The organism is Mesorhizobium sp. WSM4829 (assembly GCF_055811475.1).
Genome location: NZ_JBVVQJ010000027.1, coordinates 1 through 25,202, shown reverse-complemented (window position 1 = coordinate 25,202; position 25,202 = coordinate 1). Strand labels below are relative to the sequence as shown.

30 protein-coding genes are annotated in these 25,202 nt (G+C 63.3%); 15 read left to right on the top strand and 15 right to left on the bottom strand.

Annotation, left to right across the window (positions count from 1 at the left end; translation table 11 throughout):
- Positions 1-262: 262 nt before the first annotated feature.
- Positions 263-505 (top strand): hypothetical protein, encoded by a 243-nt coding sequence (locus tag AC0L17_RS23355; RefSeq protein WP_287074527.1) that lies wholly within the window; start codon positions 263-265, stop codon positions 503-505.
- Positions 506-634: 129 nt separating this feature from the next.
- Positions 635-1,144, top strand: a complete 510-nt coding sequence (locus tag AC0L17_RS23350; protein WP_473517555.1) for an NUDIX hydrolase — start codon at positions 635-637, stop codon at positions 1,142-1,144.
- Here the strand turns inward: AC0L17_RS23350 and AC0L17_RS23345 are convergent.
- The 5 genes from AC0L17_RS23345 to AC0L17_RS23325 form a co-directional block, all read right to left on the bottom strand.
- The gene (locus AC0L17_RS23345; protein ID WP_473517554.1) at positions 1,120-1,971 is read right to left on the bottom strand and encodes a citryl-CoA lyase; all 852 of its coding nucleotides are present in this window, start codon (positions 1,969-1,971) and stop codon (positions 1,120-1,122) included. The two genes, AC0L17_RS23350 and AC0L17_RS23345, sit on opposite strands and share 25 nt — an antisense overlap.
- A gap of 13 nt (positions 1,972-1,984) precedes the next feature.
- Positions 1,985-3,169, bottom strand: coding sequence for a CaiB/BaiF CoA transferase family protein (locus AC0L17_RS23340; protein ID WP_473517553.1), 1,185 nt, complete (start codon positions 3,167-3,169; stop codon positions 1,985-1,987).
- A 15-nt stretch (positions 3,170-3,184) separates the two neighbouring features.
- Positions 3,185-4,708, bottom strand: a complete 1,524-nt coding sequence (locus AC0L17_RS23335; protein ID WP_473517552.1) for a tripartite tricarboxylate transporter permease — start codon at positions 4,706-4,708, stop codon at positions 3,185-3,187.
- 4 nt (positions 4,709-4,712) lie between these two features.
- A complete protein-coding gene (locus AC0L17_RS23330; protein WP_077379464.1) occupies positions 4,713-5,249 on the bottom strand; it encodes a tripartite tricarboxylate transporter TctB family protein in 537 nt (178 codons plus the stop codon).
- Between the two features lie 129 nt (positions 5,250-5,378).
- On the bottom strand, positions 5,379-6,356 hold the full coding sequence (locus AC0L17_RS23325; protein ID WP_091595596.1) for a Bug family tripartite tricarboxylate transporter substrate binding protein: 978 nt from the start codon (positions 6,354-6,356) through the stop codon (positions 5,379-5,381).
- Between the two features lie 192 nt (positions 6,357-6,548).
- Here AC0L17_RS23325 and AC0L17_RS23320 point away from each other — a divergent pair, with 192 nt between their 5' ends.
- Positions 6,549-7,334 (top strand): IclR family transcriptional regulator, encoded by a 786-nt coding sequence (locus AC0L17_RS23320; RefSeq protein ID WP_287222453.1) that lies wholly within the window; start codon positions 6,549-6,551, stop codon positions 7,332-7,334.
- 45 nt (positions 7,335-7,379) lie between these two features.
- On the opposite strand, the gene AC0L17_RS23315 is transcribed toward AC0L17_RS23320, so the two are convergent.
- Positions 7,380-7,919 (bottom strand): GNAT family N-acetyltransferase, encoded by a 540-nt coding sequence (locus AC0L17_RS23315; protein WP_473517551.1) that lies wholly within the window; start codon positions 7,917-7,919, stop codon positions 7,380-7,382.
- A gap of 201 nt (positions 7,920-8,120) precedes the next feature.
- Complete coding sequence (locus AC0L17_RS23310; RefSeq protein WP_473517595.1) at positions 8,121-8,321, bottom strand: YdeI/OmpD-associated family protein; 201 nt, start codon at positions 8,319-8,321, stop codon at positions 8,121-8,123.
- A 182-nt stretch (positions 8,322-8,503) separates the two neighbouring features.
- Here AC0L17_RS23310 and AC0L17_RS23305 point away from each other — a divergent pair, with 182 nt between their 5' ends.
- Positions 8,504-8,959, top strand: coding sequence for a DUF2214 family protein (locus tag AC0L17_RS23305; RefSeq protein ID WP_473517550.1), 456 nt, complete (start codon positions 8,504-8,506; stop codon positions 8,957-8,959).
- Here AC0L17_RS23305 and nth read toward each other — a convergent pair.
- The gene (nth, locus tag AC0L17_RS23300; RefSeq protein WP_473517549.1) at positions 8,953-9,756 is read right to left on the bottom strand and encodes an endonuclease III; all 804 of its coding nucleotides are present in this window, start codon (positions 9,754-9,756) and stop codon (positions 8,953-8,955) included. The two genes, AC0L17_RS23305 and nth, sit on opposite strands and share 7 nt — an antisense overlap.
- Positions 9,757-9,778: 22 nt before the next feature.
- Here nth and AC0L17_RS23295 point away from each other — a divergent pair, with 22 nt between their 5' ends.
- The 5 genes from AC0L17_RS23295 (at position 9,779) to AC0L17_RS23275 (ending at position 14,627) form a co-directional block, all read left to right on the top strand.
- Positions 9,779-10,273, top strand: coding sequence for a DUF2244 domain-containing protein (locus AC0L17_RS23295; protein WP_091595586.1), 495 nt, complete (start codon positions 9,779-9,781; stop codon positions 10,271-10,273).
- A gap of 236 nt (positions 10,274-10,509) precedes the next feature.
- Entirely contained in the window at positions 10,510-11,388 is an 879-nt protein-coding gene (locus AC0L17_RS23290) for a methylated-DNA--[protein]-cysteine S-methyltransferase (RefSeq protein ID WP_473517548.1), read from the top strand.
- A 146-nt stretch (positions 11,389-11,534) separates the two neighbouring features.
- Entirely contained in the window at positions 11,535-12,446 is a 912-nt protein-coding gene (locus AC0L17_RS23285; RefSeq protein WP_473517547.1) for a ribokinase, read from the top strand.
- A 5-nt stretch (positions 12,447-12,451) separates the two neighbouring features.
- Positions 12,452-13,900 carry an amidase gene (locus AC0L17_RS23280; protein WP_473517546.1) on the top strand — a complete coding sequence of 483 codons (1,449 nt, stop codon included), beginning with the start codon at positions 12,452-12,454 and terminating at the stop codon, positions 13,898-13,900.
- 112 nt (positions 13,901-14,012) lie between these two features.
- Positions 14,013-14,627, top strand: coding sequence for a LysE family translocator (locus AC0L17_RS23275; protein ID WP_473517545.1), 615 nt, complete (start codon positions 14,013-14,015; stop codon positions 14,625-14,627).
- Positions 14,628-14,800: 173 nt separating this feature from the next.
- Here the strand turns inward: AC0L17_RS23275 and AC0L17_RS23270 are convergent, their stop codons facing one another.
- Positions 14,801-15,742, bottom strand: coding sequence for a nucleoside hydrolase (locus tag AC0L17_RS23270; protein WP_473517544.1), 942 nt, complete (start codon positions 15,740-15,742; stop codon positions 14,801-14,803).
- Positions 15,743-15,884: 142 nt separating this feature from the next.
- On the opposite strand from AC0L17_RS23270, the gene AC0L17_RS23265 reads away from it, so the two are divergent.
- Positions 15,885-16,310, top strand: a complete 426-nt coding sequence (locus tag AC0L17_RS23265) for an Hsp20 family protein (RefSeq protein WP_023797450.1) — start codon at positions 15,885-15,887, stop codon at positions 16,308-16,310.
- A gap of 63 nt (positions 16,311-16,373) precedes the next feature.
- A complete protein-coding gene (locus AC0L17_RS23260) occupies positions 16,374-16,631 on the top strand; it encodes a BQ00720 family protein (protein WP_023797449.1) in 258 nt (85 codons plus the stop codon).
- Between the two features lie 93 nt (positions 16,632-16,724).
- On the opposite strand, the gene ptsN is transcribed toward AC0L17_RS23260, so the two are convergent.
- The 6 genes from ptsN to lptC all read right to left on the bottom strand — a co-directional run bounded on the left by ptsN (position 16,725) and on the right by lptC (position 22,033).
- Positions 16,725-17,189, bottom strand: coding sequence for a PTS IIA-like nitrogen regulatory protein PtsN (gene ptsN / locus AC0L17_RS23255; protein WP_023797448.1), 465 nt, complete (start codon positions 17,187-17,189; stop codon positions 16,725-16,727).
- A 129-nt stretch (positions 17,190-17,318) separates the two neighbouring features.
- Positions 17,319-17,903, bottom strand: a complete 585-nt coding sequence (gene hpf / locus AC0L17_RS23250) for a ribosome hibernation-promoting factor, HPF/YfiA family (RefSeq protein WP_473517543.1) — start codon at positions 17,901-17,903, stop codon at positions 17,319-17,321.
- Positions 17,904-18,172: 269 nt separating this feature from the next.
- On the bottom strand, positions 18,173-19,699 hold the full coding sequence (gene rpoN / locus AC0L17_RS23245) for an RNA polymerase factor sigma-54 (protein ID WP_473517542.1): 1,527 nt from the start codon (positions 19,697-19,699) through the stop codon (positions 18,173-18,175).
- A 189-nt stretch (positions 19,700-19,888) separates the two neighbouring features.
- Positions 19,889-20,707 (bottom strand): LPS export ABC transporter ATP-binding protein, encoded by an 819-nt coding sequence (gene lptB, locus AC0L17_RS23240; RefSeq protein ID WP_027153062.1) that lies wholly within the window; start codon positions 20,705-20,707, stop codon positions 19,889-19,891.
- On the bottom strand, positions 20,707-21,333 hold the full coding sequence (locus AC0L17_RS23235) for an LptA/OstA family protein (RefSeq protein WP_091595573.1): 627 nt from the start codon (positions 21,331-21,333) through the stop codon (positions 20,707-20,709). Before AC0L17_RS23235 ends, lptB begins: the two co-directional genes overlap by 1 nt.
- Positions 21,320-22,033, bottom strand: coding sequence for an LPS export ABC transporter periplasmic protein LptC (gene lptC / locus AC0L17_RS23230; RefSeq protein WP_091595571.1), 714 nt, complete (start codon positions 22,031-22,033; stop codon positions 21,320-21,322). The genes AC0L17_RS23235 and lptC overlap by 14 nt, the downstream gene beginning before the upstream one ends.
- Before the next feature lie 322 nt (positions 22,034-22,355).
- Here lptC and sppA point away from each other — a divergent pair, with 322 nt between their 5' ends.
- The 4 genes from sppA to lhpI all read left to right on the top strand — a co-directional run bounded on the left by sppA (position 22,356) and on the right by lhpI (position 25,191).
- The gene (gene sppA / locus AC0L17_RS23225; RefSeq protein WP_091595680.1) at positions 22,356-23,309 is read left to right on the top strand and encodes a signal peptide peptidase SppA; all 954 of its coding nucleotides are present in this window, start codon (positions 22,356-22,358) and stop codon (positions 23,307-23,309) included.
- Between the two features lie 68 nt (positions 23,310-23,377).
- Positions 23,378-23,662: an integration host factor subunit beta gene (locus tag AC0L17_RS23220; RefSeq protein ID WP_023797441.1), complete on the top strand. Its 285-nt coding sequence runs from the start codon at positions 23,378-23,380 to the stop codon at positions 23,660-23,662.
- A gap of 81 nt (positions 23,663-23,743) precedes the next feature.
- Positions 23,744-24,076, top strand: a complete 333-nt coding sequence (locus tag AC0L17_RS23215; RefSeq protein WP_091595569.1) for a LapA family protein — start codon at positions 23,744-23,746, stop codon at positions 24,074-24,076.
- A 134-nt stretch (positions 24,077-24,210) separates the two neighbouring features.
- On the top strand, positions 24,211-25,191 hold the full coding sequence (gene lhpI / locus AC0L17_RS23210; protein WP_473517541.1) for a bifunctional Delta(1)-pyrroline-2-carboxylate/Delta(1)-piperideine-2-carboxylate reductase: 981 nt from the start codon (positions 24,211-24,213) through the stop codon (positions 25,189-25,191).
- The last annotated feature ends 11 nt before the right edge of the window (positions 25,192-25,202 follow it).

Here is a 25,202-nt window from a genome sequence, read left to right as displayed (position 1 = left end):
GATGCTCTCCAGCTTCTTGTCGTCGGCCTCGTATTGGTGCCCTTCGCCAGCACACATCGGTCGACGGGCTTTGCGCCCTGACTGGCTAGCCCGCCAATTCCGCTCCGGCGAGGCTTTAGCCATGGCATCATCAGACAAACGCCCTATATAATCGCAAGGTTCTGTTTCGTGCGGGGCCCAAGGTTCTGTTTCGTAAGGGAATGGATGGATGTCGCCGCTTCGCCTTTCGACGATCTTGATGTCGGCAACCCTGGCAACAGCGATGCTGTCGGGCGCGGCTGTCTCCGCGCAGAACGTCGCTCCCGCCAATCGCAATACCGTGGTCCTGCAAGGCGAATTGCAGATGCTGGAGAACAGGCTGCGACGGCAGCAATTTCAGCAGCAGCAACAGCAGTTCCGTGCCCAGGATCGCGTGGTCGTGCCGCAACGGCCAGATGTGCCGCAGATGGCGCCTACTTGCCAGTTGCGGCGATCGGGCAGCCGCTTCATCAGCGTCTGCCGCTGATGGCCCGGCGTTTTCATTTATTTAGCTGATATGCTTGAACGCCGCTCTACTTAAAGTAGCATCAAAGGCAGTTTTGATTTTCGCAACGTGCCTTTGCGCTTGGGCACTGCCCTGATTGGATCGCCGGCAATGGCAGCCACCAAGAAGAAGGTCGTGCGCAAGGCGAGGAAGGGCGAGCGGATCCGCCAGGTCGCGGCAATTCCCTTTCGGCTGGGCAGGCATGGCGGCGTCGAGGTGATCCTGGTCACCTCGATATCGACAAGACGCTTTATCGTGCCCAAGGGCTGGCCGATGAAGGGCAAGAGTGGGCGCAAGGCAGCCACCATCGAAGCGCGGGAGGAAGCCGGCGTCCTCGGCAAGACGCTGAAGCAGCCGGCCGGCACCTATTCCTACTGGAAGCGGCTGACGAACCGCTTCGTCCGCGTCGACGTCACCGTCTACCTGCTGGCGGTGACGGAGGAACTGGCCAACTGGCAGGAAGCCAAAAGGCGGCAGCGGGCATGGCTGGCCCCGGCAGACGCAGCCGTGCTTATCGACGAGCCCGAACTTTCAACGCTGCTGAAGAACTTGAAAATTCCCCAGCCAGCGCCCGCTGGCGAACTTGAACCAAGGTCTCATTTGGCGTCGTCCTCTCCCTGAGGGAAAGACCGCACCGGCGTGCCGGTATAGGCCCACAACCATTCGCGCGGCAGTGGTCCTTTGTTGCGGTCGCTCTGTTGCGACTGTTCCCACGCATGCGCCAAGATGCCGACCGAGCGCGACAGCACGAAAAGGCCACGCGTCAGCGGCGGCGGAAAGCCGAGCTCGCCATAGATGACGGCGGTGGCGCCGTCGATGTTGAGCGGGATCTTCTTGCCCTTGCGCCGCGCGACCTCGGCCTCGACAGCCGCGGCGATATCGGCGAAACGTCCGCTGACGACGCCGCGCGCGGCAAAATCGCGGGTCAGCTCGATGAGACGCGGCGCCCGCGGATCGACCGGGTGGAAGCGATGACCGAGCCCCGGCACATAGGATTTCTCCTCGGCGAAGAAGCGATCGAGCCGCGACGCGACGGCATCGGCAAGCGTCACGCCTGCGTCCAGTGCCGCGGCGATGTCGCCGTAGAAGGCAAGCGCCTGCTCGCCGGCGCCGCCATGCACGTCGCCAAGCACATTGATGGCTGAAGCCATGGCGCTGTTGATGCCGACGCCGCAGGTGGCCGCCATGCGGGCAATGGCGATCGACGGCGCCTGCGGCCCGTGGTCGACGGCCGCCCCCAGCGCGATACCGAGCAGCGCCGCCTGCTCCTCGCCAGGCAGTTCGCCGCGCAGCATCAGCCAGATCATCGCCGGAAAGCTGACGCGGCCGATCAGGTCCTGGATCTCATAGCCACGCAGCCGGATCACGCCAGGGCGCATTTCGATGATATCGGTCTGCCACCATTCCTCACCGCGCTCGCGGCCGGTTTTTTTCTCAACGTTGCTCATGTTCTCGCGTCGCTCATGCCTGCGCCCTTTTCTTGACGCGCGGCGGCAGACTGGCAAACACCTCGTCCATGTGCTCGCCCAGCGCCGGCGGCGGCCTGGTCGGCAACGGTGCTTCGCCATCGACCATGAACCCGCCGCGCACGACGGTCAGCGGTCGGTCGATGTTCGGCATGCTATCGAAACGGGTGGTCATGTCGCGCTCGATCACTTGCTGCTCGGCCAGCACCTGCGGGATCGTCAGCACCCTGCCCGCCGGCACGCCTGCGCGATTGAGCGTCTCCTCCCAGGCTGCGGCCGAGCTGTTCGCCAGGGCATCCTCGATCAGCGCCTTCAAGGCGATGCGGTTGCGCTTGCGCGTCTCGCGCTCGGCAAAGCGCGGGTCCGACGCCAGCTCCGGCAGCCCGACCAGCCGGCAGAGCGTGACGAACTGTTCCTGCTTGTTGGCGGCGATGTTGAGCAGACCGTCGCCGGTGCGAAACGTGCCGGAAGGTGCCGCCGTCATGTTCTCGTTGCCCATCGGCTGCGGCTCGACGCCTGCCGTCAGATAGTTGGAGACCGGCCAGCCCAGCGCGGAAAGCGTGCATTCGAGCATCGACACGTCGAGGAAAGCGCCCTCGCCTGTCGTCTTCTGCTTCACAAGTGCCGCCGTGATGGCGAACGCCCCGACCAGCCCACCCAGCGTGTCGGCGACGGGGTATCCGACACGCAACGGCGCGGTCTGCGCTGTGCCGGTGATGCTCATGATGCCCGAAAGACCCTGGATGATCTGGTCGTAGGCCGGATTGTCGCGCATCGGCCCGGTCTGGCCGAAGCCCGAAATCGCGCAATAGACAAGACTGGGGCGGACCTCTTTCAGCCTGGCATAGCCGAGCCCCAGCCGATCCATCACGCCGGGGCGGAAATTCTCGACCAGCGCGTCGGCGGAGGCGACCAGATCGAGGAAGCGTTCGCGATCGGCCTCTTTCTTGAGATCGAGCATCACCGATCGTTTGCCGGCGTTCTGCGCCAGGAATGAAGCGCCCATGCCGGTGCTGTTGAGTTCCGGCGAGCCGCCGAGCTGGCGCGCCAGATCGCCGCCTTGCGGCGCCTCGACCTTGATCACATCGGCCCCGAGCAGCGCCAGCTGATAGGCACAGTAGGGGCCAGCCAGAACATTGGTCAGGTCGAGGACGCGGATGCCGGACAGCAGATCGGTCATGATGTCACAAACAGGTCAGGCATCGCCCGGCACGTGTTCCGGTCCACGCGTGCGGCGGCGTTCGATGTAAGCGTAGACATGCGGCCCGATCAGCCCGATGAATGCCAGCGTCAGCAGTGTCAGCGACAGCGGATGTTTGTAGAACACCGACCAGTCGCCGTTCGAGATGGTCATCGCGCGGCGGAACTGCGTTTCGGCGAGCGGCCAGAGGATCATGCCGATGATGACCGGCGCCGTTGGGAAATCGAAGCGCCGCATCAGGAACCCGGCCCCGCCGAGCAGATAGAGGATGACGAGGTCGGTCGGCGACTGAGAAATACCGTAGGTGCCGACCGTGGCGAACACCAGGATGCCGGCATAGAGCTGCGGCGCCGGGATTTTCAGCAGCCGCACCCACAAACCGATCAGCGGCAGGTTGAGGATGACGAGAATGATGTTGGCGATGAACAGGCTGGCGATCAGCCCCCAGACCAGATTGGCCTGCGTCATGAACAGCATCGGCCCGGGATTGATGCCATAGCTTTGGAAGGCCGACAGCATGATCGCGGCCGTCGCCGAGGTCGGCAACCCAAGCGTCAGCATCGGCACCAGCACGCCGGCGGCCGATGCGTTGTTGGCGGCTTCCGGCCCGGCAACGCCTTCGATGGCGCCGACCGTGCCGAACTCCTCCTTGTGATTGGAGAGCTTTTTCTCGATTGCATAGGACAGAAAGGTCGGGATTTCGGCGCCGCCGGCCGGCAGCGCGCCGATCGGGAAGCCGAGCAGGGCGCCGCGCAGCCAAGCCTTCCACGAGCGTGCCCATTCGGCCGCCGTCATGTAGAGCGAGCCCTTCAGCGGCACGATCTCGTCCTTGCCGGCGTAGCGGCGCGAGGCCATGTAGAACGTCTCGCCGACCGCAAAGAGGCCGACCGCGACGACGATCACGTCGACGCCATCGAGCAATTGGCTCATGCCGAAGGTGAAGCGCGGTTGCCCGGTCTGCAGGTCGACGCCGATCATGCCGATGACGAAACCGATGAACAGGCTGGTCAGGCCACGCACCGACGATGAGCCGAGCACCGCCGAAACCGTGATGAAGGCCAGCACCATCAGCGAGAAATATTCGGCCGGGCCGAAGGACAGCGCGAATTTGACGACGACCGGGGCCAGGAAGGCGACCCCCAGCGTGCCGAGTGTACCGGCGACGAAGGAGCCGATCGCCGAAGTGGCAAGTGCAGCGCCGCCGCGGCCGGAACGGGCCATCCTGTTGCCTTCCAGCGCAGTGACGATGGTCGCGCTTTCACCCGGCGTGTTGAGCAGGATCGATGTCGTCGAACCGCCATACATGGCGCCGTAATAGATGCCGGCAAACAGGATGAAGGACGCTTCCGGCGCCACCTGGTAGGTGATCGGCAAAAGCAGCGCGATGGTCAGCGCAGGTCCGAGGCCTGGCAGCACGCCGATCGCTGTCCCCAGTGTCGTGCCGAGCAGGCACCACATGAGATTGACCGGCGTAAAGGCGACCGAAAATCCGTGCGCGAGATGGCCAAGCGTTTCCATGGCTTCAGCCTCTCAACATACGGATAATGGAATCGAGGCCGGTGTTCAGCTGGTTCTCGATGAAGCCGGCGCCGATGTTGACGCCGAGCGCCCTGGCGAAGCCGAAATAGGCGGCAAGCGCCAGGATCAGGCCAAGCAGCACGTCACGCAGCGGATGTCTGCTGCCGAATCCGTGGCAGATGAGAACGAACATGATCACCGAGGCTGCGGTGAAGCCAAGCGGCTGGATCAGAACAAGATTTGCGACCAGTCCGACGGCGACGATGCCCATCGCCTTCCAGTCGGTCGGGGTTTCCTTTTCTTCCTCCGGCTGCCAGCCACCCCGCAGAGCGGCGACGATCAGCAGCAGGGAAAGGACCGTCATGCCGACCATGGTGATGTAGGGGAAGACGGTCGGGCCGACCTTGGAGTAGAGCGGCGACACCGGAATCGACAGCGTCTGCCAGGCCACTGCGCCGGCGCAGGCAAGAAGCCCGATGCCGATCAGCAATTCGGGCACGGCAAGGCGCGGCCGCGCCGCCTGCTGGTCGCTGGTGCTCATGATCGTCCTCCCTGGATAGCCGGTCTCCCACGGCCGACCTCACCGCAGTTTCACTCGCGCCGGATCGTATGTCCATGCGGCTGGCGAACATCGGAAAGGGGCAGTGCAGACCGCCCCTCTCCGGGGACATCAGGCAAGGCCGAGGTCCTTGAGGATGGCTGCGATCCTAGCCGTGTCTTCGGTGAGAAATTTCGCGTAGTCGTCGCCGGTGAGCAGGATCTGCGTCCAGTTGCGGTTTTTGCATTCGGTGGCCCAGGCTTCGCTTTTGGCCATCGTCTCGACCAGCGTGATCATCGCCGCCTTGTCGGCGTCGGAAACGCCCGGCGGTGCGAAGACGCCGCGCCAGTTGAACAGTTCAACATCGATGCCGGCTTCCTTCATCGTCGGTGCGTCGATGCCTTCCTGGCGCTTGTCCGCGGAAATGGCAAGCAGCCGAAGCGCGCCTGCCTTGACCTGTTCGGAGAACTCGCCGTAGCCGGAGATGCCGGCCGCGACCTGGTTGCCGAGAAGCGCCGACAATGCCTCGCCGCCGCCGGCGAACGGCACGTAAGAGAGGTTGGCTGCCGGAACACCGGCCGTCTTGGCGATAAGGCCGAACAATATGTGGTCCGAACCGCCGGCCGAACCGCCTGCCACCGGAACCTTGGTCGGATCGGCCTTGAGGGCGGCGACGAAATCCGCTGCTGTCTTGAACGGCGAGGCCGCCGGCACCACCAGCGCCTCGAATTCGCCGGTGAGGCGGGCGATCGGCGTGACCTCGGTGAGATTGTTGGCCGATTTGTTGGCGATGATGGCGCCAACCATGACCATGCCGGCAACCATCAGCGAATTGCCCTTGCCGTTCCACTGGCTGATGAATTGCGGCAGGCCGACTGTGCCGCCGGCGCCGCCGACATTGGTGATCTGCGAACCGGAGATCAGCTTCTCACTGCGCAGCACCTGGTCCATCGTGCGCGCCGTCTGGTCCCAGCCGCCGCCGGGCGCTGCCGGCACAAAGATCTGGATCTGCGGTGCGTCCTGCGCGAAAGCGGGCGAGAGATGCAACGCTGCGAAACCGGCGGCGCCGGCAGCGGCGGTGCTCGTTAAAAATCTGCGTCTGTTCAGCATGGGGATCCTCCAATCACGACACCTCCTCCGGTGCCTGCCAGCAACGTAGCCTGAATTCAGACCCGCTCGACAAAAATTCATGCAGTCTTTGCATCGTTCTGTCAACCGGAATGGCATTCTGCTGGACAGAACTGTCCGGATGCGGCACAATTGTTCCGATCGGCCCTTCTGTCCAACTGGGAACGGAACGACGTGGTCAAGCGGACAACCGTAACACAATCCAAGCCTGCGTCGACCAACGGCGTTGCCGCGCTCGATCGTGCGATCGCCATCCTCGATGCTTTCGCTGCTGCCGACCGTTCGCTCAGCCTGGCCGAAATCGCGGCGCGCACCGGCCTCTACAAGAGCACGATCCTGAGGCTGGCGAACTCGTTGCTGCGCGGGCAATTGCTGGAGCGTCTCGACGACGGCCGCTATCGTGTCGGCCCTGCCACCTTTCGGCTGGGCGCCCTATACCAGCGTTCGGTGGTGGCGATCGACATCCTGCTGCCGATCATGCGCGATCTGGCCGAGCGAAGCTGGGAAAGCGTCGCTTTCTATGTCCGTTCGGGCGACGTGCGCACTTGTCTTTACCGCGTCGAGTCCAAGCATCCCATCCGCTACACCATCCGGGAAGGCGACGTGCTGCCCCTGCTGGCCGGCACAGGCGGCCGCGTGCTTGCGGCGTTTTCCGGTCAGCAGGGTGAACCATACGAGACGATCCGCAAAACCTACCATTGTTTGTCGGTCGGCGATCGCGACCCCGAGACGGCGGGCGTTTCAGCACCAGTGTTCGGGCCGGGGCACACCCTGCTCGGTGCGTTGACGCTGTCCGGCCCGAGCACGCGCGTCGACGTGGCCTTTCTGCAGCGCATGAAAAATCCGCTGATCGAGGCGGCCGCGCGCGCCACCCGCGCTTTCGGCGAAGACGGCTCGATGCTCGAACAGGCGGCCCTAAAGGCCGAAGCGGAAGGCCCGGCGCTGAAGCGGCAGGCGTAGAAAGCCTCAATTCGACCAGAACCACAGGATGCCAGGCCGCAACCGCTAGGGCTGCCGTTCCAGCAGGATCGTCGCATTGTCGTGATAGGTGGTCCGCAACACTTCGCTGTAGCCGCATTTGGCCGCGACGCTCAGCGAAGCGGTGTTTTCCGGATCGATGATGCAGACAGTCCTTGCACGCCCGAATGCCTCGTCGCCCCAGGCGAGAGCCCGTCCGACGACTTCGCTGGCGAACCCTTGGCCATGTGCGCTCGGGACCACCGCCCAACCGGCTTCCGGAACGCCTTCGATCGACGGCACCATGTCGCGCTTCAGATCGTGGAAGCCGGCCTCGCCGATGAAGCGGCCGGATGCCTTGTCCTCGATCGCCCAGAAGCCGTAGCCCAGCAGCGACCACAGGCCGGCATGACGCAGGAAGCGCATCCAGCTTTCCTCGCGCGTGCGCGGCTTGCCGCCGATGAAGCGGGTGACCTCCGGATCGGCCCACATGGCAACATAGGCATCGAAATCATCGAGCTGGTGTGGCCGCAAGATGGTTCGCTTCGTCTCGATGACCGGTGCACTGGCTGCTCCTGGATTTCCCATAACTCTGCCTCGCGGCGCATGATCGCCGAAAAACCGCCTCCGAAACGATCATGCGCAAATTCAAAGTGGTTGTTTGCCGGTGCCTCATGCATGTCGCCCAAATGTCCAACAAGAGCCAGGACAGGGCAGATCATCTTCCAGCGCGAGAAACGAGGTCGAGGCGCTTCGACCGCGGGAAACTGTGACCTGACAAGCGCGGTTTCAGCGGCGCCAGGGCATGTTCATGTAGACGCCGCCGCGCTTCAACTCGTCCAGCATCTGGTCGAGCCGCTTGTGTCTTGTCTCGGCGCGTTTGGCACGAGCGATCCAGCCGAGATAGTCGTTCTTCTGATAATCCGGTCTGTCATCATAGGCCGCCATCAATCCCTGCTTTGTCAAAGCGGTTCGAATGTCTTCCGGCATCGGGTTCAAGGCGCGTTTCAGCCTGGTCATGGGCAAAATTTAGTTTGTCAGGATTTGGCGTCAACAAAGCAGGGACGTAGTCGCGAACGCCAGCTCCGGCATGGGATTCTTGCCGAACGATGCTACCCTTCGCACGAAACTGATTCAGCGTCCGCTGTGCCGTCCGACGGAGGGAAAAGGGCATGGATACCACCGATCTTCTGCTTGCCATCTTTCATCATCTGCTGGTGTTTTCACTGGCCGGCATCATCGGCGCCGAATTTGTCCTGATCCGCGGCGATCTGCCCGCCGCGACGCTTCGGCGGCTTGTCGGCATCGATCGCCATTACGGCATCATCGCCATGCTGATCATCGTTGTCGGCATCGGACGCGTCATCTACGGCCTGAAGGGTTGGGAATTCTACGTCTACAACTGGGCGTTCTGGGCAAAGATGGTGGCCTTCGTCACCGTCGGCCTGCTGTCGATCGTCCCGACGGTCCGCTTTGCGTCCTGGAGCAGGCAGGCCTCGGCCAGCCCCGGCTTTCAAGTGCCGACAGCACAACTTGCATCCGTTCGAACTTATGTCCGCGCCGAAGCCTTGATCTTCCTGCTGATCCCGGTCTTCGCCGCGGCGATGGCGCGCGGCTACGGCTACTGAATTTCGCTTAACGGTTCGAGCGGCGCAATTTCGACCAGCGGCGCCGGAACATCATTCGTCTTCTCCTCAGCCTTGCAGATGTCGGCGATGACACAGACCGGGCAATCCGGTTTGCGCGCCTTGCAGACATAGCGGCCATGCAGGATCAGCCAGTGATGCGCATGGCGCATGTATTCGTCCGGAATGATCCTCAACAGCCCCTGCTCGACCTGTTCCGGCGTCTTGCCGGGCGCCAGCCGCAGGCGGTTGCCGATGCGAAAGATATGCGTGTCGACCGCCATGGTGTGCTGGCCGAAGGCCATGTTGAGCACGACATTGGCGGTCTTGCGCCCGACGCCCGGCAGCTTGACCAATTGATCGCGGTCGTCGGGCACCTCGCCACCATGATCGCGGATCAGCGCCTCCGACAGCGCGATGACGTTCTTGGCCTTGTTGCGCCAGAGCCCAACGGTGCGGATATAGTCGCCGACCTTGGCTTCGCCGAGAGCCAGCATCTTTTGCGGCGTGTCGGCGACCTTGAACAGCGCCCGCGTTGCCTTGTTAACGCCGACATCGGTCGCCTGTGCCGAAAGCACCACCGCCACCAGCAGCGTGAAGGCGTTGATGTGTTCGAGCTCGCCCTTCGGCTCGGGCCGCTGAACGGAAAAGCGTCGGAAAATCTCGTGCACTTCGGCCGGGCTGTAGCGCGAATCGGACCGCACCGGCCGGGCACGCGGTTTGGCGTTCGCACCGTCGCGTCGGCCGGGGAGCAGTTCATTTTTGGGTGTAGAGGAATTTTTGGACTTGGGGCTCGTCATCCCCTTCCTATAATATCCCGGCATGAGCGACACAAACGCCTCATTTCAGGCCGACGAGCCATTCTTCCAGGCGTTGCTGATACCGCATCGGTCGCTGGGCAAAACCGGCTTTGCCATCCTGATGGGCGCTCTGCTGTTCGGCTCGTTGGTCACCGGAGCGTTTTTCCTGTCGCGCGGCGCCTGGCCGGTGTTCGGCTTCCTGGGTCTCGACGTCATCGCCGTCTACATCGCCTTTCGCGCCAATTATCGTGCCGCCCGCGCCCGTGAGGAGGTGTCGGTCTCGCGCACCAGCCTCGACATTCGCAAGACCGCGCCATCAGGCAAATCGGAAGCCCATCGCTTCAATCCGTTCTGGGCGCGTTTTTCGGTCGCCCGCCACGCCGAAATCGGCATCACCAGGATGGCGGTGGAAGCACAAGGCCAGAATGTGCCGATCGGCGGCTTCCTCAATCCCGATGACCGCGAGAGCTTTGCGTCAGCCTTTTCGCGCGCCCTGGCGACCGCGAAAGCGCGCTGAATGTGAGCGAACCGCCTCGTTCGCGAACCGGTTCTGCGGTGCCTCATAAACCGGCAATCGGCCAAGAACGGTAATCGGCAGCGTCTACTTCTCCCTGCTGGAATGCACCTTTTTGCCAGCCCTCGTCGGCTCCTTGCTCGAAGCCAGATCTATCTGGATGCACATGACGAGAAGGCAAGTTTCGGGTGGTGATCGGAGCCGCGAAGGACGATATTCACGATCAAGGAGATGGCCCGATGAACGCACAGACAGCTATTCTGAAGAAAGACATCACACCCGAAGGCGGTGACTACGAAGTTGTTCGGCGCGCGATCGAGAAGATCAGCCTTGACTATCGTGACCAGCCGTCGCTCGAAATATTGGCGGAGGAAGTCGGCGAGACGCCGACCGGGTTGCAGAAGCTCTTCACTCGCTGGGCCGGCCTGTCGCCCAAGGCGTTTCTGCAGGCGGTCACGCTCGACCATGCGCGCAAACTGCTCGATTCCGGCATGCCGCTGCTCGAGGCTTCTTTCGAGGTCGGCATGTCAGGCCCCGGCCGGTTGCACGACCTTTTCGTCACCCACGAGGCGATGTCGCCGGGCGACTACAAGACGCGCGGCGCCGGGCTGACGATCCGCTACGGCTATCATATCTCGCCTTTCGGCATCGCCCTGATCATGGTCACAGATCGTGGGCTTGCCGGCCTCGCCTTCAGCGATGCCGGCGACGAGCGCGCAGCCTTTGCCGACATGTCCGGCCGCTGGCCGAACGCAAATTATGTCGAGGACATGGCCGCGACGGCGCCCTATGCGGCGCGCATCTTCGACCCGGCACTGTGGCGCGCCGACCAGCCGCTGCGCGTCGTCTTGATCGGCACCGACTTCCAGGTCCGCGTCTGGGACGCCCTGCTGCGCATCCCGATGGGCAAGGCCTGCACCTATTCCTCGATCGCTGCCGGCATCGGCGCACCGAGCGCCAGCCGGGCGGTGGGTGCCGCGGTTGGCGCCAATCCGATGTCCTTCGTGGTGCCGTGCCACCGGGCTCTCGGCAAGTCCGGCGCGCTCACAGGCTACCACTGGGGCCTGACGCGCAAACGCGCCATCCTTGGCTGGGAAGCGGGACAGGTCGGATCCTGAAATCGCGCGCCAATTGTCGATGTCGGCACCGCCGACGCCTGGAGTTGCGCTGAGAAGCGCGTTCAAACCTGACGCGATTAGATCGCGCGGTCTGGCAAGCGGCGGCCTTACGGAGTAGCTTCCCGCAGTCAGCAGGGAGGCACCACTTGATAATCGTTGTCGGCTCGATCAACCTCGACCTTATCGCCAATGTCGACCGCTTGCCCGCACCGGGCGAGACGGTCCGTGGCTCCGGTTTCGCCACCGCACCCGGCGGCAAGGGCGCCAACCAGGCGCTGGCCGCCGCGCGTGCCGGCGCCAAGGTGCGCATGGTCGGCGCGGTCGGCAAGGACAATTTCGCCACCGAAGCGCTGGCGCTGTTGCGGGACGGCAAGATCGACCTGTCCGGTGTCGGTGAAACCTTCGCCTCGACCGGCACGGCCTTGATCTTGGTCGCCGACCACGGCGAGAATGTCATTGCCGTGGTGCCGGGCGCCAATGATTCGGTCGTCATAGGCGACCTCTCCAAGGCTTTCATGAAGACGGGCGATGTCGTGCTCCTGCAGCAGGAAATCCCGCTGCAGACTGTCGATGCAGCACTGGACGCAGCACGGGCGGCAGGCGCGGTTACCGTGCTCAACACGGCACCGTTCCGCGCAGAGGCGGCCGCCTTCCTCGGCAAGGCCGACTATGTCGTCGCCAACGAAACCGAATTCGACCTCTATGGCGAGGCGCTGTCGCTGAGCGGCCGCGATCGTCCGGCGCGGATGCGCGATTTCGCGGGGACGACCGGTCGCACAATCGTCGTCACGCTCGGCGGTGACGGCGTTCTGGCCGCCACGCCAGCCGATCTCCTGATGGTTCCGGCGTTGAACGTCACTCCGGTCGATACGGTCGGCGCCGGCGACACGTTCTGCGGCTATTTCGCCGCCGGGCTGTCATCGGGCCTGCCGCTCGACCAGGCGCTCGCCCGTGCTGCAGCCGCTGGTTCGCTCGCTTGCCTGAAGCCCGGCGCCCAGCCGGCGATCCCACTAGCGAAGGACGTCGAGGCGGCGCTCCAAAACACGCCAGCCAGGTGAGAGCCATGCGTCCGGCCACAAAACACGCCGTGCCGCCTGCCGGCAATATCTGCCGCCTGTCCGCCGTGGATCTTGCCGAGGCGATCCGGCGCAGGCGGTTGTCGGTGCGCGAGGTGGCGACGGCATTCCTCGACCGGATCGACGCGGTAAACCCGCTGGTCAATGCCATCGTCTCGCTGCGCGACCGTGCCGACATCTTGCGCGAGGCCGACAGGGCAGACGCCCATCTGGCGCATGCAGGGCATGCCGGACCGCTGTTCGGTCTGCCGATCGCCATCAAGGATCTCGCGCAGACCAAGGGCCTCAGGACCAGCTTCGGCTCGCCGATCTTCGCCGATTTCGTACCGCAGGAAGACGATTTCTTCGTCGAGCGCATCCGCAAGGCCGGCGCCATCATCATCGGCAAGACCAACGTTCCCGAATTCGGCCTGGGCTCCAACACCTACAACACGGTGTTCGGTTCGACACTCAATGCTTTCGACCCGGCCTTGACCGCCGGCGGTTCGAGCGGCGGCGCGGCGGTCGCACTGGCGCTCGACATGGTGCCTGTCGCCGACGGCAGCGACTTTGGCGGCTCGCTGCGCAACCCGGCCGCCTACAACAACGTCTATGGCTTCCGTCCGTCGCAGGGGCTTGTCCCGGCCGGCCCCGAGCTTGACGTCTTCCACGCACAGATGGGCGTCGAAGGACCGCTGGGCCGCAGCGTGCGCGACATGGCGTTGCTGCTCGACGAGCAGGCTGGCTACGACCCTCGCGCGCCGCTCTCGCATCACAAACAGGGCTGCTTCCTGCAGGGACTGCAAACGCCGACGGCCGGCGGCCGCATCGCCTGGCTCGGCGATCTCGGTGGTCATCTGCCGGTCGAACCCGGCATTCCTAGTCTTTGCGAGGCCGCTCTCGGCCGGTTCGCCGCGGCATCCTTTCAGACCGAAGCGCTGGTGCCGGATTTCGATTTCGAAGCGCTGTGGCAGGCCTTCGTGACGCTGCGCCAGGCGAGCAGCGGTTGTGCGCTCAAGGCGCATTACGACGATCCCTTGAAACGCGCTCTTCTGAAGCCGGAGGCCGTGTGGGAGGTGGAACAGGCGCTGCAACTCACGGCGCCGCAGATCCACGCCGCCACGGTGAGACGCTCGTCCTGGCATCGAACGTTGCTGTCACTCTTCGACCGCTTCGACCTGATCGCGCTGCCAACCGCGCAGGTTTTTCCCTTCGATGTCGGTACTCCTTGGCCCAGGGAGGTGGCCGGGCGTGCCATGGACAGCTATCACCGCTGGATGCAGGTGTCAGCGCTCGCCACGCTGGGCGGCTGCCCGGCGGTCAGTGTACCGGCCGGCTTCGATGGCAGCGGCAGGCCGATGGGCATGCAATTGATCGGACGGCCGCGCGGTGACATGGCCGTGCTGAGAGCGGCGGCAGCCTACGAGACGACGCTGCCGTGGCTGGCTGGAGCCTAAAATAATCCAGGTCAAGGTTGCGGCGACATCTCCTGCCGGCTTGCAGCCGCGTTACTGTCATGCATTGATCGCGGTCAGCCGTGTCGCAAAGCCGCATACTGTTGAGGAAACCATGTCGCTGGAACTCTATGCCACCTATCTCGTCGCCTGCCTTGTCATCATCCTGGTACCCGGACCGACGGTCACGCTGATCATCGCCAACAGCATCCGCCATGGCTCTCGCGCCGGCCTCGCCAACGTCGCCGGCACACAGGCCGGACTGGCGATCATGATCGCCATTGTCGGCATCGGATTGACCTCGCTGATCGCGGGAATGGGCCATTGGTTCGAATGGGTCAGGCTGATCGGTGCCGCGTATCTGATCTGGATGGGTGTGCAGATGTTCCGCTCCAAGGGCAAGCTGAACGCCGACGGATCGGCAAAGACACCGCGCGGCGGCTTCTTCCTGCAGGGCCTGCTGGTGGCGATCAGCAATCCCAAGACGCTGGTGTTCTTCGGCGCCTTCTTTCCGCAGTTCATCGCCCCTGACGGCAGCTATGGGTTGCAGATCGGCGTCATGGGTCTCACCGCCATGATCTTTGCCGCCGTATCGGATTCGACCTACGCGCTGGCCGCCGGCCGCGCCGGACGCCTGCTTTCGGCCGGCCGCGTCAAGCTGCTGTCGCGGATAAGCGGCAGTTTTCTGGTCGGCGGCGGCCTGTGGCTGGCATTTTCAAAGGCGAAGTGAGCAGCGGCCGCACCCTTTTTTCCTTCTCCCCTTGTGGGAGAAGGTGGATTGGCGCGCAGCGCCAAGACGGTTGAGGGGTGCTGGACGGATCGCCGTCGGTGCCAAGCTGGAGCACCCCTCATCCGACCGCTTCGCGGCCACCTTCTCCCACAAGGGGAGAAGGAAAAAAAGCCCTAAAGCCGGCCCAGCCTTTCCAGCAGCAGCGCGAACAACGCATCGTGGTCGATGTCGCGCATCACCATGGCGTTGCTCGGCCGTTTGGTCACGCCCCACCAGTCGATCACGGTCATGCCCATGGTGAGTTCCGAGGCGGTTTCCACAGCGACGTTGCAGTTGCGGCCCCTGAACAGCTCGGGTTTCAACAGATAGGCGATGACGCAAGGGTCATGCAGCGGACCGCCGTCGGTGCCGTATTTCGCTTCGTCGAATCGTTCGAAGAATTCCAGCATCTCCGCCGTGGCCGTGCCGACCCTGGTGCCGAGCTTGCGGTAGGCTTGGGTGCGCTTGGCCGTGGTCAGCGCCTTGTGGGTGACGTCGAGCGGCATCATGACGATCGGAATGCCGGATTTGAATACGACATCGGCGGCATGCGGGTCGACATAGATGTTGAATTCGGAGGTCGGGGTGACGTTGCCGCCTTCGAAGAAGCCGCCGCCCATCAGCACGATTTCCTTGATGCGCGGCGCGATCTTCGGCTCGCGGATCAGCGCCAGCGCTATGTTGGTGAGCGGACCGAGCGCGCACAGGGTGATCGTGCCGCTCTCTTCCTTCATCAGCGTCTCGACGATGAAATCGACCGCGTACTGGTCCTGCAGCTCCATTGTCGGTTCGGGCAATTGCGGACCGTTGAGCCCGGTCTCGCCATGCACCTCCTCGGCGGTGACCAGTTCGCGCGCCAGCGGCCGGATGGCGCCGGCATAGACCTTGATGTCGGGCCGGCCGGCCAGCTCGCAGATCTTGCGTGCATTCTTTTCGGTGAGTCTCAGCGGCACGTTGCCGGCGACGGCGGTCATGCCGACGATCTCCAGCTCGGCGCTGCCGAGCGCCAGCAATATGGCGACGGCATCATCCTGGCCGGGATCCGTGTCGATGATGATCTTGCGGGATTGGGGCATTTCAATTCCTTTTTAGGGAGTCTTTTTGGGCGGGGATTTTGACGGCTTGAACTCGACCGCCGGGCGGACCATATCAAGACCATCGGGAAAAATGCCATACGGGTTTTTCCGCTTTATGTCGCTCTTGAGAGGACAGTGTAACATGAGCCGAATGACGCCTTTTTCCAGCCCGCTTCTCCTGGGTTTCGACGCCATGGAAAAGACCCTGGAGCGTCTGGCGAAGTCGGGTGACAGCTACCCTCCCTACAACATCGAGCGCCTCAGCGGTGCCGACGGCAAGGCCGAAAGGCTGCGTATCACACTCGCTGTCGCCGGTTTCGCCGAAAACGATCTCGATGTGACCACGGAGGAGAACCAGTTGGTCGTGCGCGGCCGTCAGAACGATGACACCGAGCGCGAATTTCTGCACCGCGGCATTGCCGCGCGCCAGTTCCAGCGCTGTTTCGTGCTGGCCGACGGCATGCGGGTGATCGCGGCCGAGCTGAAGAACGGTCTTTTGTCGATCGATCTCGATCGGCCCGAGTCCGAACGGCTGGTACGGAAAATAAACATATCGGTGAAAGACTGATTTTTACCGATTGCTCTCATGCGAGGCGGCCTTGAACGGGGTCCTCGCAGCACGGAGGCTTAAATGACCAGAACTGACGAAAACCTTATCATGACCAGCGGCGAGTTCGCCCATCTCGGCGAAGGCTCGGTGGCCTATCTCAGGAAAATCTCTAGCGACGATCTGCGCGGCCGTTTCCCGGGCCTCGGCGAAATCGCGCCCGGGCTGGAACTGTGGGCCCTGTTTGCCGCCAACGGCCAGCCGATCCTGCTTTCCGACGCTCGCGAGCGGGCGCTGGCCGGCGCCCTGGAAAACGACCTGACCCCCGTCGCGATCCACTAAGTCGCCATCCACTAACAAGACGGCGCAGCGATCTGGTTAGAATCGGGATAGGGCCGCTCGCGGCGGCCCTTTAACCGAACTGATCGAAAAAACTCAGGCCGCGTGCGAGGCTTGTGTATCCGATAAAAGCGCATGGATCGCGGCGGCGTCGCGGGTGCCCCTGATCTTGGCCACCGTGTCGGCGTCGCGCAGCACCCGCGCAATGCGCGACAGCGCCTTGAGATGGTCGGCGCCGGCGCCTTCGGGCGCCAAAAGCAGGAACACCAGATCGACCGGCTGGTCGTCCAGCGCCTCGAAATCGACCGGCGTCTCCAGCCGGGCGAAAACCCCGGCGATCCGTTTCACCCCGGCCAGCTTGCCATGCGGAATGGCAATGCCGTTGCCGACACCGGTCGAGCCCAGCCGTTCACGCTGCAGGATGGTGTCGAACACCTCCCGTTCCGGAATGCCGGCAATCGCCGCCGCCCTTTCGGACAGCATTTGCAGCAGTTGCTTCTTGGAGTTCGCCTTCAACGCCGGCAAGATTGCCGGAACGTTGATAAGATCGCTCAGGTCCATACTTGAAATCCCTTGTTCGCCTGCCGTCGCCAGCCCTCACTCTCGCGTGCGGCTGGTGCCTTATCCCAGTGCGGCCTTGGCCATCAGACCGCTGCGGCCTTGGCCGTCAGCCCAGTGCGGCCTCGGCCGTCAGCCCTGCGCGACCTTGGTCGTAGACGGGTCGATCCAGCCGATGTTTCCGTCCGGCCGACGATAGACGATATTGAGATGCTCGTTTCCGGCGTTGCGGAAGACGAGGACCGGGCTGTCCTTGGTGTCGAGTTCGATCACCGCTGACGCCACCGACATGGTCCGCAGCGTCATGGTTGATTCGGCGACGATGGCCGGCGCGAAATTCTCCGGCATTTCCTCGTCATCGTCGGCAAGCGGCGCCATCACCGTATAGGCGACGTCGGTGGGTTCGCCATTGGCGTTGCCTGAACTATGCGACTTCAGCCGACGCTTGTAGCGCCGAAGGCGGGTCTCGAGGCGATCCGCCGCCGCCTCGAAAGCGAGCGTCGGATCCTGCGCTTCACCGGTCGCCTGCAGCGAAGCGCCGGAATCCAGCCGGATCATGCAATCGGCCGTGTAGCGCGACCCCGATTTGACGACTACAATTTGCCCAGAAAAGCCCCGATCGAAATATTTCCCGATCACCTCTCCGACACGGTCGTTGATGCGCGTACGGAACGCATCGCCGATATCCATGTGTTTTCCTGATATGCGCAGCGTCATCTGAATACTGACCTTCCTTGCTCAGGCTTCAAACTGTCCCGAGTTTATACCCGTGGTCTGAGCGCACAAGCTTTGCGGCGTCACTTGCGCCGATTTTAAATCCGAACTTTTCCGATTGATCACAAGCCGCCTTCTTGACCGTCCCGTGGCCAACGTCGTGACGGACCATCCGCATGCGGGCAGTAGCCCGTCCCATGCGGGCGGGCTTCTAGCCACTTCATTGCGGCTTGTCAATGAAGTGCGAAAGCTGTCGAAAATTCAGTCGGAGATCAACGTCCGGCGCTGGCCAAAGCGCGTTTTTCACGCCGCCGCTGCACCGACGAGGGAATATTCATGCCCTCCCGATACTTGGCGACCGTGCGCCTGGCGATATCGACGCCGCTTTCCCGCAACATATCCACAATCGCGTCGTCGGAAAGCACGTCGGCAGGTTTCTCCTCGTCGATCAACTGCTTGATGCGGTCGCGCACCGCTTCAGACGAATGCGCGTCACCGCCACCCGACGAAGCGATCGAGGCGGTGAAGAAATAGCGCAGTTCGAACACGCCGCGCGGCGTCAGCATGTATTTGTTGGCGGTGACCCGGCTGACGGTCGATTCGTGCATGCCGATGGCGTCGGCCACCGTGCGCAGGTTGAGCGGCCTCAGGTGACGCACGCCATGGACGAGGAAGGCGTCCTGCTGGCGCACGATTTCTGAGGCAACCTTGAGGATGGTCTTCGCCCGCTGATCGAGGCTGCGCGTCAGCCAATTGGCGTTTTGCAGGCACTCCGCCAGGAAATCCTTTTCCGTCTGATTTTTCGCATGCGGCGAAACCCGGGCGAAATAGATATGGTCGACCAGCACGCGCGGCAGCGTTTCGGGGTTGAGTTCGATCACCCAGCTCCCGTCATTGGCCGCACGCACTTCGACATCGGCGATGATCGCGTCGCTGGCGCCGCCCGAAAACGCCATCCCCGGGCGCGGATCGAGCGCACGTATCTCGGCCAGCATGTCGAGCAGATCCTCCTCATCCACCCCACAAATCCGTTTCAGGGTCTGGAAATCGCGCCGGGCCAGGAGTTCGAGATTGGCAATCAAAGCCTTCATCGCAGGGTCGAGACGGTCGCGGACGGCAAGCTGCAGCGACAGGCATTCGGAAAGATCGCGGGCAAAGAGGCCGGTGGGCTCGAATGTCTGGCAGACCGCGAGCGCATTTGCCACCGCCGCTCTGTCGGTGCCGAGACGGGTGGCGATCTCAGCCATGTCGGCGCGCATGTAGCCGGCCTCGTCGAGGCCATCGGCCAGTTCGCTGGCGATCAGGCGTGCTGCCGGGTCGGCGAAGGCAAGCGCAACCTGCTCGGCGACATGCTCGCGCAGCGTGATGGCTCCGGCCGCCATGTCTCCGACGTCAAAACCGTCGGAAGAGGATGCGGAACCGTTGCCGGATGCCGATTTCCACTGGGCCGTCAGGTCGGGACCGAGTCGCTCGCTGGTGCCGGGGTCGTCGGGAAACAGGTTTTCCAGCGAAGTATCGAGCTTTTCCGAGATCGCCTCGGCGCTCCACGCCGTGTCCTTCTCGAACCAGTCGCCGGCGGTGGCCGTTGCCGGCGCGGCATCGATCTTCTGCGCCTGGTCGCTGACGGCATCGTCTTGCGGCTCGGCGCGCTCGAGCAAGGGATTGCGCTCGATCTCGTCGTCGATGAAGCGTTCCAGCTCGATGTGGGTGAACTGCAGCAGCCGTATCGACTGCATGAGTTGCGGCGTCATCACCAGCGACTGGGACTGTCGTAGCTGTAGTTTTGCCGCCAACGCCATGGTTCGGTTTCAAACGCCCTGTCTACGCATCCGGACTGCCGGAAGGAGTTCGGCATAGAAACTGGCCCGGCTTTTGCTTGTCAAGGCGACGGCGATCAAAACTCGCCTGTCCGTGCGTATTCCGACGAGAAATCGAAGAAAAAGCTCTGTCTCGCGTCAAAAACCGCGTCTGGACAGAAATTTTCACGCTTAGAGTGTAAAACCCTCACCGAGATAAAGCCGCCGCACATCCGGGTTTGCCACCACTTCGTCGGCCCGGCCATGGGTCAACACCTGGCCGGCATGGATGATGTAGGCGCGGTCGATCAGGCCGAGCGTCTCGCGGACATTGTGATCGGTGATGAGCACGCCGATGCCGCGCGCCGTCAGATGGCGCACGAGTTGCTGGATGTCGGCGACGGCGATCGGATCGATACCGGCGAAAGGCTCGTCGAGCAGCATGTATGCGGGGCGGGTCGCCAGGGCGCGCGCGATTTCAAGGCGCCGCCGCTCGCCGCCGGAAAGCGACAGCGACGGGGCCTTGCGCAGATGGCTGATGTGAAACTCCTCGAGCAGTTCGTCGAGAATGCGTTCGCGCTCCTTGCGGCTCTTCTCGACCACTTCGAGCACGGCACGGATGTTTTGCTCGACGCTCAAGCCGCGAAAGATCGACGCCTCCTGCGGAAGGTAGCCGATGCCAAGGCGGGCGCGGCGGTACATCGGCATAGAGGTGACATCGAAGCCGTCGATTTCGATCGTGCCTTCGTCGACCGGCACCAGGCCGGTGACCATGTAGAAGCAGGTGGTCTTGCCGGCGCCGTTGGGGCCGAGCAGCCCGACCGCCTCACCGGCGCGCACGCCGATCGTCACGCCACTGACGACTTTGCGGCCCTTGTAGCTTTTGGTCAGCCCTTTGGCGATCAGGGTTCCCTTGAATTTTACCTGATCGAGGTTAACCGCGGCCGGTGCCGCAAGTTTGCTGGCGGCGCGTCCTGGAAGACGCGCCAACAGCGATGCTACGTCGACCATCAGGGGTTCGCCGCTCCCGACTTCGGCGGCGTGATCGACATCATGACGCGTCCACCGCCGCAGGGGTCGACCTGGGCCAGACCGCTCTTCATCTGCACGGTCAGCTTGCAGCCGACCAGTACATTGTCGCCTTGCGAGAGCACGACTTTGCTGCCTGAAAGCACCAGCACTTCCGTCTTCATGTCGAAGGTGCCGCTGTCGCCCGTGGCGACCTGGTCGTCCGATTTGATATAGACCTTGTTGGCGACCTCCAGACGGTCGATGTCGGCCGAGCCGGTCATCGCGGCACCCGAGGCCTGCTCACCCTTGGCGGCAGCGTCCGGGTCCTTGACGTAATAGACCGTCATCTTGCCGGCCTTGAGCAAGGTCGGACCCTGGACGACGTTTACATTGCCGGTGAACACGGCGACGCTGTCCGCTTGGCGGACCTCGAGCTTGTCGCTTTCGATCTGGATGGGCTTGTCGCCGGACAGTTTGAGGCCCGACAGCTGGCTGGTGGTCCTGGACTGCGCCAGAGCCGGCGCCGCCGCCAAAGTCAGCCCCAAAGCCAGCCCCAGGGCGGCCAGCCCTACGGCCGGCAACGCCGAAGCCGCGGCCACGAGCCGTGTCGAACTACTGAACCGCATTGGATTCTCCGCTCATTGCCTCTGCCGCCTTCAAGCTGGCGGGATCGATGTTGACACGCACTCTGTTCTCGAAAACCACGATCTTGCCGTTGTCCTGGACAGACATCGAATCCGCGGTAATCCGCGACCCGCCACGGCTGACGTCGACCGGATCGTTCGTCTTCATAGTGCCTTTGCCCATGTCGAGAAAGACCGATTTGAACTTTGCCGCCAGACCATCGGTGGTGGTTATGGTGACATCGCTGGTCAGGCTCATCGTGTTGCCATCGCGATTGAAGCTACCGTGCGGGGCATTGATGGCCGCCACATTGTCGGTTGATATCGGCAGCTTGGCGTCGATGCCTTCCAGATTGATGATACCTTGCTGGCTCACGTCCTGTATGGCGCGCAAAGCCGTCATGGAATAGGGCAGTTTCTGCTTGGTGAACCCGTTGAGCTTGGGGTTGGCCATCACCAGCTTGCCATTGGCGAACGCGCTGGCGTCGGCCTGGACTTGGATTGAGCCAGGTGCCATGAGATAGGAATAGACCGGGACGGCGACCGCGATCGCGGCAGCGGCCAGCGGCACCGCCAGCTTCAAGATACGCACGCGGCGCGAATGGCGCTGGGCGATGCCGAAGGCGTCGACTCGCGCCGGGCCTACGTCCGGGGAAGCCAACTCCGTCTCGGTGTTGGTCGGTTCGATCGGTCGCGCTAACATAACTGCTTTCTTCTAAGCCCCTGCCGCCAAGCACCCCTATAGGTGGGATGCCGGCGCCCTCAAGCAAGCACAAGCGGAGGAAAACCGCAAAAGTGTGACGGTTGCTGTTGCACAAACGAAAATGAAACCGGCACAACTTGCACGTCATACCAGATACGGGCGGACAGCGTTAGGGGCTGTGGATTGGTCTTTTATGTTCTCTCGTAACGCCGGCTCGCCAACGTCGAGACCTTGTCTTTGGCGCAAGCTCGTCAGGAATCGGTAGCCGGGCGCGGGCGGTTGCTTTAAAAGCATCTGCTCCCCACCGACTATGAGGCTGACCATGGTACTGAGAGCCGACGACCTGATCGACCGCCGCCGCTTGCGCCGCAAGCTGACATTCTGGCGCGTTGCAGCGCTTGTCGTCGCAGCAGCCGGGCTGATTGCCTTTTCGACCTGGATTTACGGCGATGACTTCACTGGCGCGGCGGTCGACCATATCGCCAAGGTCAAGATCGAGGGCACCATCACCGAAGACGACGACCTGATCAAGCAACTGGACGCCATCCGTCAATCCTCGAGGGTGAAAGCTGTAATCCTGTCGATCGATTCACCTGGCGGCACCACCGTCGGCGGCGAATCGATCTACGAGGCAGTGCGCGAGCTGGCCGCCGAGAAGCCGGTGGTGGCCCAGGTCGGCACGCTGGCCGCATCGGCGGGCTATATGATCGCCACCGCGACCGATCATATCGTCGCGCGCAAATCGTCTATTGTCGGCTCGATAGGCGTGCTGATCCAGTATCCGGACGTCAGCGGCCTCATGAACAAACTCGGCGTCAAGCTCGAGGAAGTGAAATCCTCGCCGTTGAAAGCTTCGCCGTCGCCTTTCAAGCCGACCAATGACGACGAGCGCACCATGGTCCGCAAGCTCATTCTCGACAGCTACGACTGGTTCGTCGGCATCGTCGCCGAACGCCGCAAGATGACCAAACCGGAGGCGCTGGCGCTGGCCGACGGATCGATCTTCACCGGCCGGCAGGCCGTTGCCAACAAATTGGTCGACGCGGTCGGCGGCGAGACCGAAGCGATCGACTGGCTCGCAACCAAGGGCGTCGACGCCAAGCTCAAGGTGGTGGAGTGGAAGGACGCGGAAAGCGGCGGTTTCCTGTTCTCGAAGGCGATGGCGCGAACCATCGGCAGTGCGCTCGGCCTGCCCGACTATGGCGGCGACATCATTCACGAACTTGGTGCCGATCGCTTGTTTCTTGACGGTCTGGTTTCCGTCTGGCACCCTTGAGACGAGTGAAAAAGCAAATAAAATCATCCTCATAATTTGACCGCAGTGTTTTCACGGGGAGCCTTCTCATGATCAAATCCGAACTTGTGCAGATCATCGCCACACGCAACCCGCACCTTTTCCTGCGTGACGTCGAAAACATTGTCGGCGCGATTTTCGACGAGATCACCGACGCGCTTGCCGAAGGCAACCGGGTCGAGCTGCGCGGTTTCGGCGCTTTCTCGGTGAAAAACCGCCCCGCCCGCACCGGCCGCAATCCGCGTACCGGGGAATCCGTTGAGGTCGAGGAGAAATGGGTGCCGTTCTTCAAGACCGGCAAGGAATTGCGTGAAAGGCTGAACAGCGGCAAATAAGCGCCGCGCGGGCTCATGCGCCATGCCGGCCTTTTCAGGAGGGCCGGCCTTTGGTAGAGCCCGCCTTCGACAGGAAATTCTATGTTCAATCGTTTCATGCTCATCGTGGTCTTCGTGCCGCTGGCCGTCATTCTGATTGCGCTGGCGGTCGCCAACCGCGATCCGGTTGCCTTCACCCTGGACCCATTCAACCCCGGCAATCCGGCGCTGACGATGACGCTGCCGCTTTTCATCTTCCTGTTCGTGGCCCTCGCCATCGGCATGATCGTCGGCAGCCTGGCGACCTGGATCAAGCAGGGCCGCTATCGCAAGCTGGCGCGCCAGCGCGGCGTCGAGGCCGAGAACTTGCGCCAGGCGGTCAGCCGGGCACCGGCCGCGCAACAAGGCCCCTCCTTGCCGAAGCCGACGGGCTGAGCCGGAACCGCCGCGCGTCCTTTTTGGGCGCGCAAAGGACGCTGTACCATTTTTGATTGCGCATGATCTTTGCAGAAAATCGCTTCTGATTTCGCGGTCATGCGTCAGGCGTATTTCTCTCGACGGAGTTTCTTATGTTGAGCATTTCGGCGGCCGAGGTCGATCAGGCGCTGACCTTTCCCGGCCTGGTCGAAACGCTGCGCGCGGCTTTTCGCGATGGCGCGGTACAGCCGGTCAGGCACCACCATACGGTCGAACGGCCCGACGGCGCGGCCTCGACCCTGCTCCTGATGCCGGCCTGGACCGACTTCAATGCCGCCGGCTCGTCGGCAGGCGGCCATATCGGCGTCAAGATCGTCACCGTGTCGCCCGACAACAACGCCGTGGGCAAACCCGCTGTGATGGGGCTTTACCTCCTGCTCGACGGTGCGACCGGCGAGCCTGAAGCCATGATCGACGGCCAGCGCCTGACGCAGTGGCGCACGGCCTGCGCCTCGGCGCTGGCAGCCTCCTATCTGGCCCGCGAGGACGCTTCGCGGCTGCTGGTGGTCGGCGCCGGCGCGCTGTCGCCGTTCCTCGCCAGGGCGCATTGCGCGGTGCGGCCGATCACCGTCATCCGCATCTGGAACCGCACGCCCGCCAATGCAGAAAAGGTTGCGGCGGAATTGCGCGCCGAGGGCTTTGCGGCCACCGCCGCGAGCGATCTCGACGCCGAACTCGGCCAGGCCGACATCGTTTCGTCGGCGACGATCACGACCACGCCGCTGATCAAGGGCGCGCTGTTGAAGCCGGGGACCCATGTCGATCTGGTCGGCGGCTTCACCCCGGCCATGCGCGAAAGCGACGACGATGCGATTGCGCGCGCCCGCGTCTACGTCGACACCCGGGCCGGCGCCACCAAGGAAGCGGGCGACATCGTCCAGCCGCTGGCCTCGGGCGTGCTGGAGGCGCAAGCCATCGTCGCCGACCTTCATGAATTGGCACGCGACCAGAAGAAGGGCCGGCAGAGCCCCGGTGAGATCACGCTGTTCAAATCGGTCGGCGCAGCCCTCGAAGACCTCGCCGCCGGCATTGCGGTGTACAAGGCGATGGGGAGTAGGGGAGTAGGGGAGTAGGGGAGTAGGGG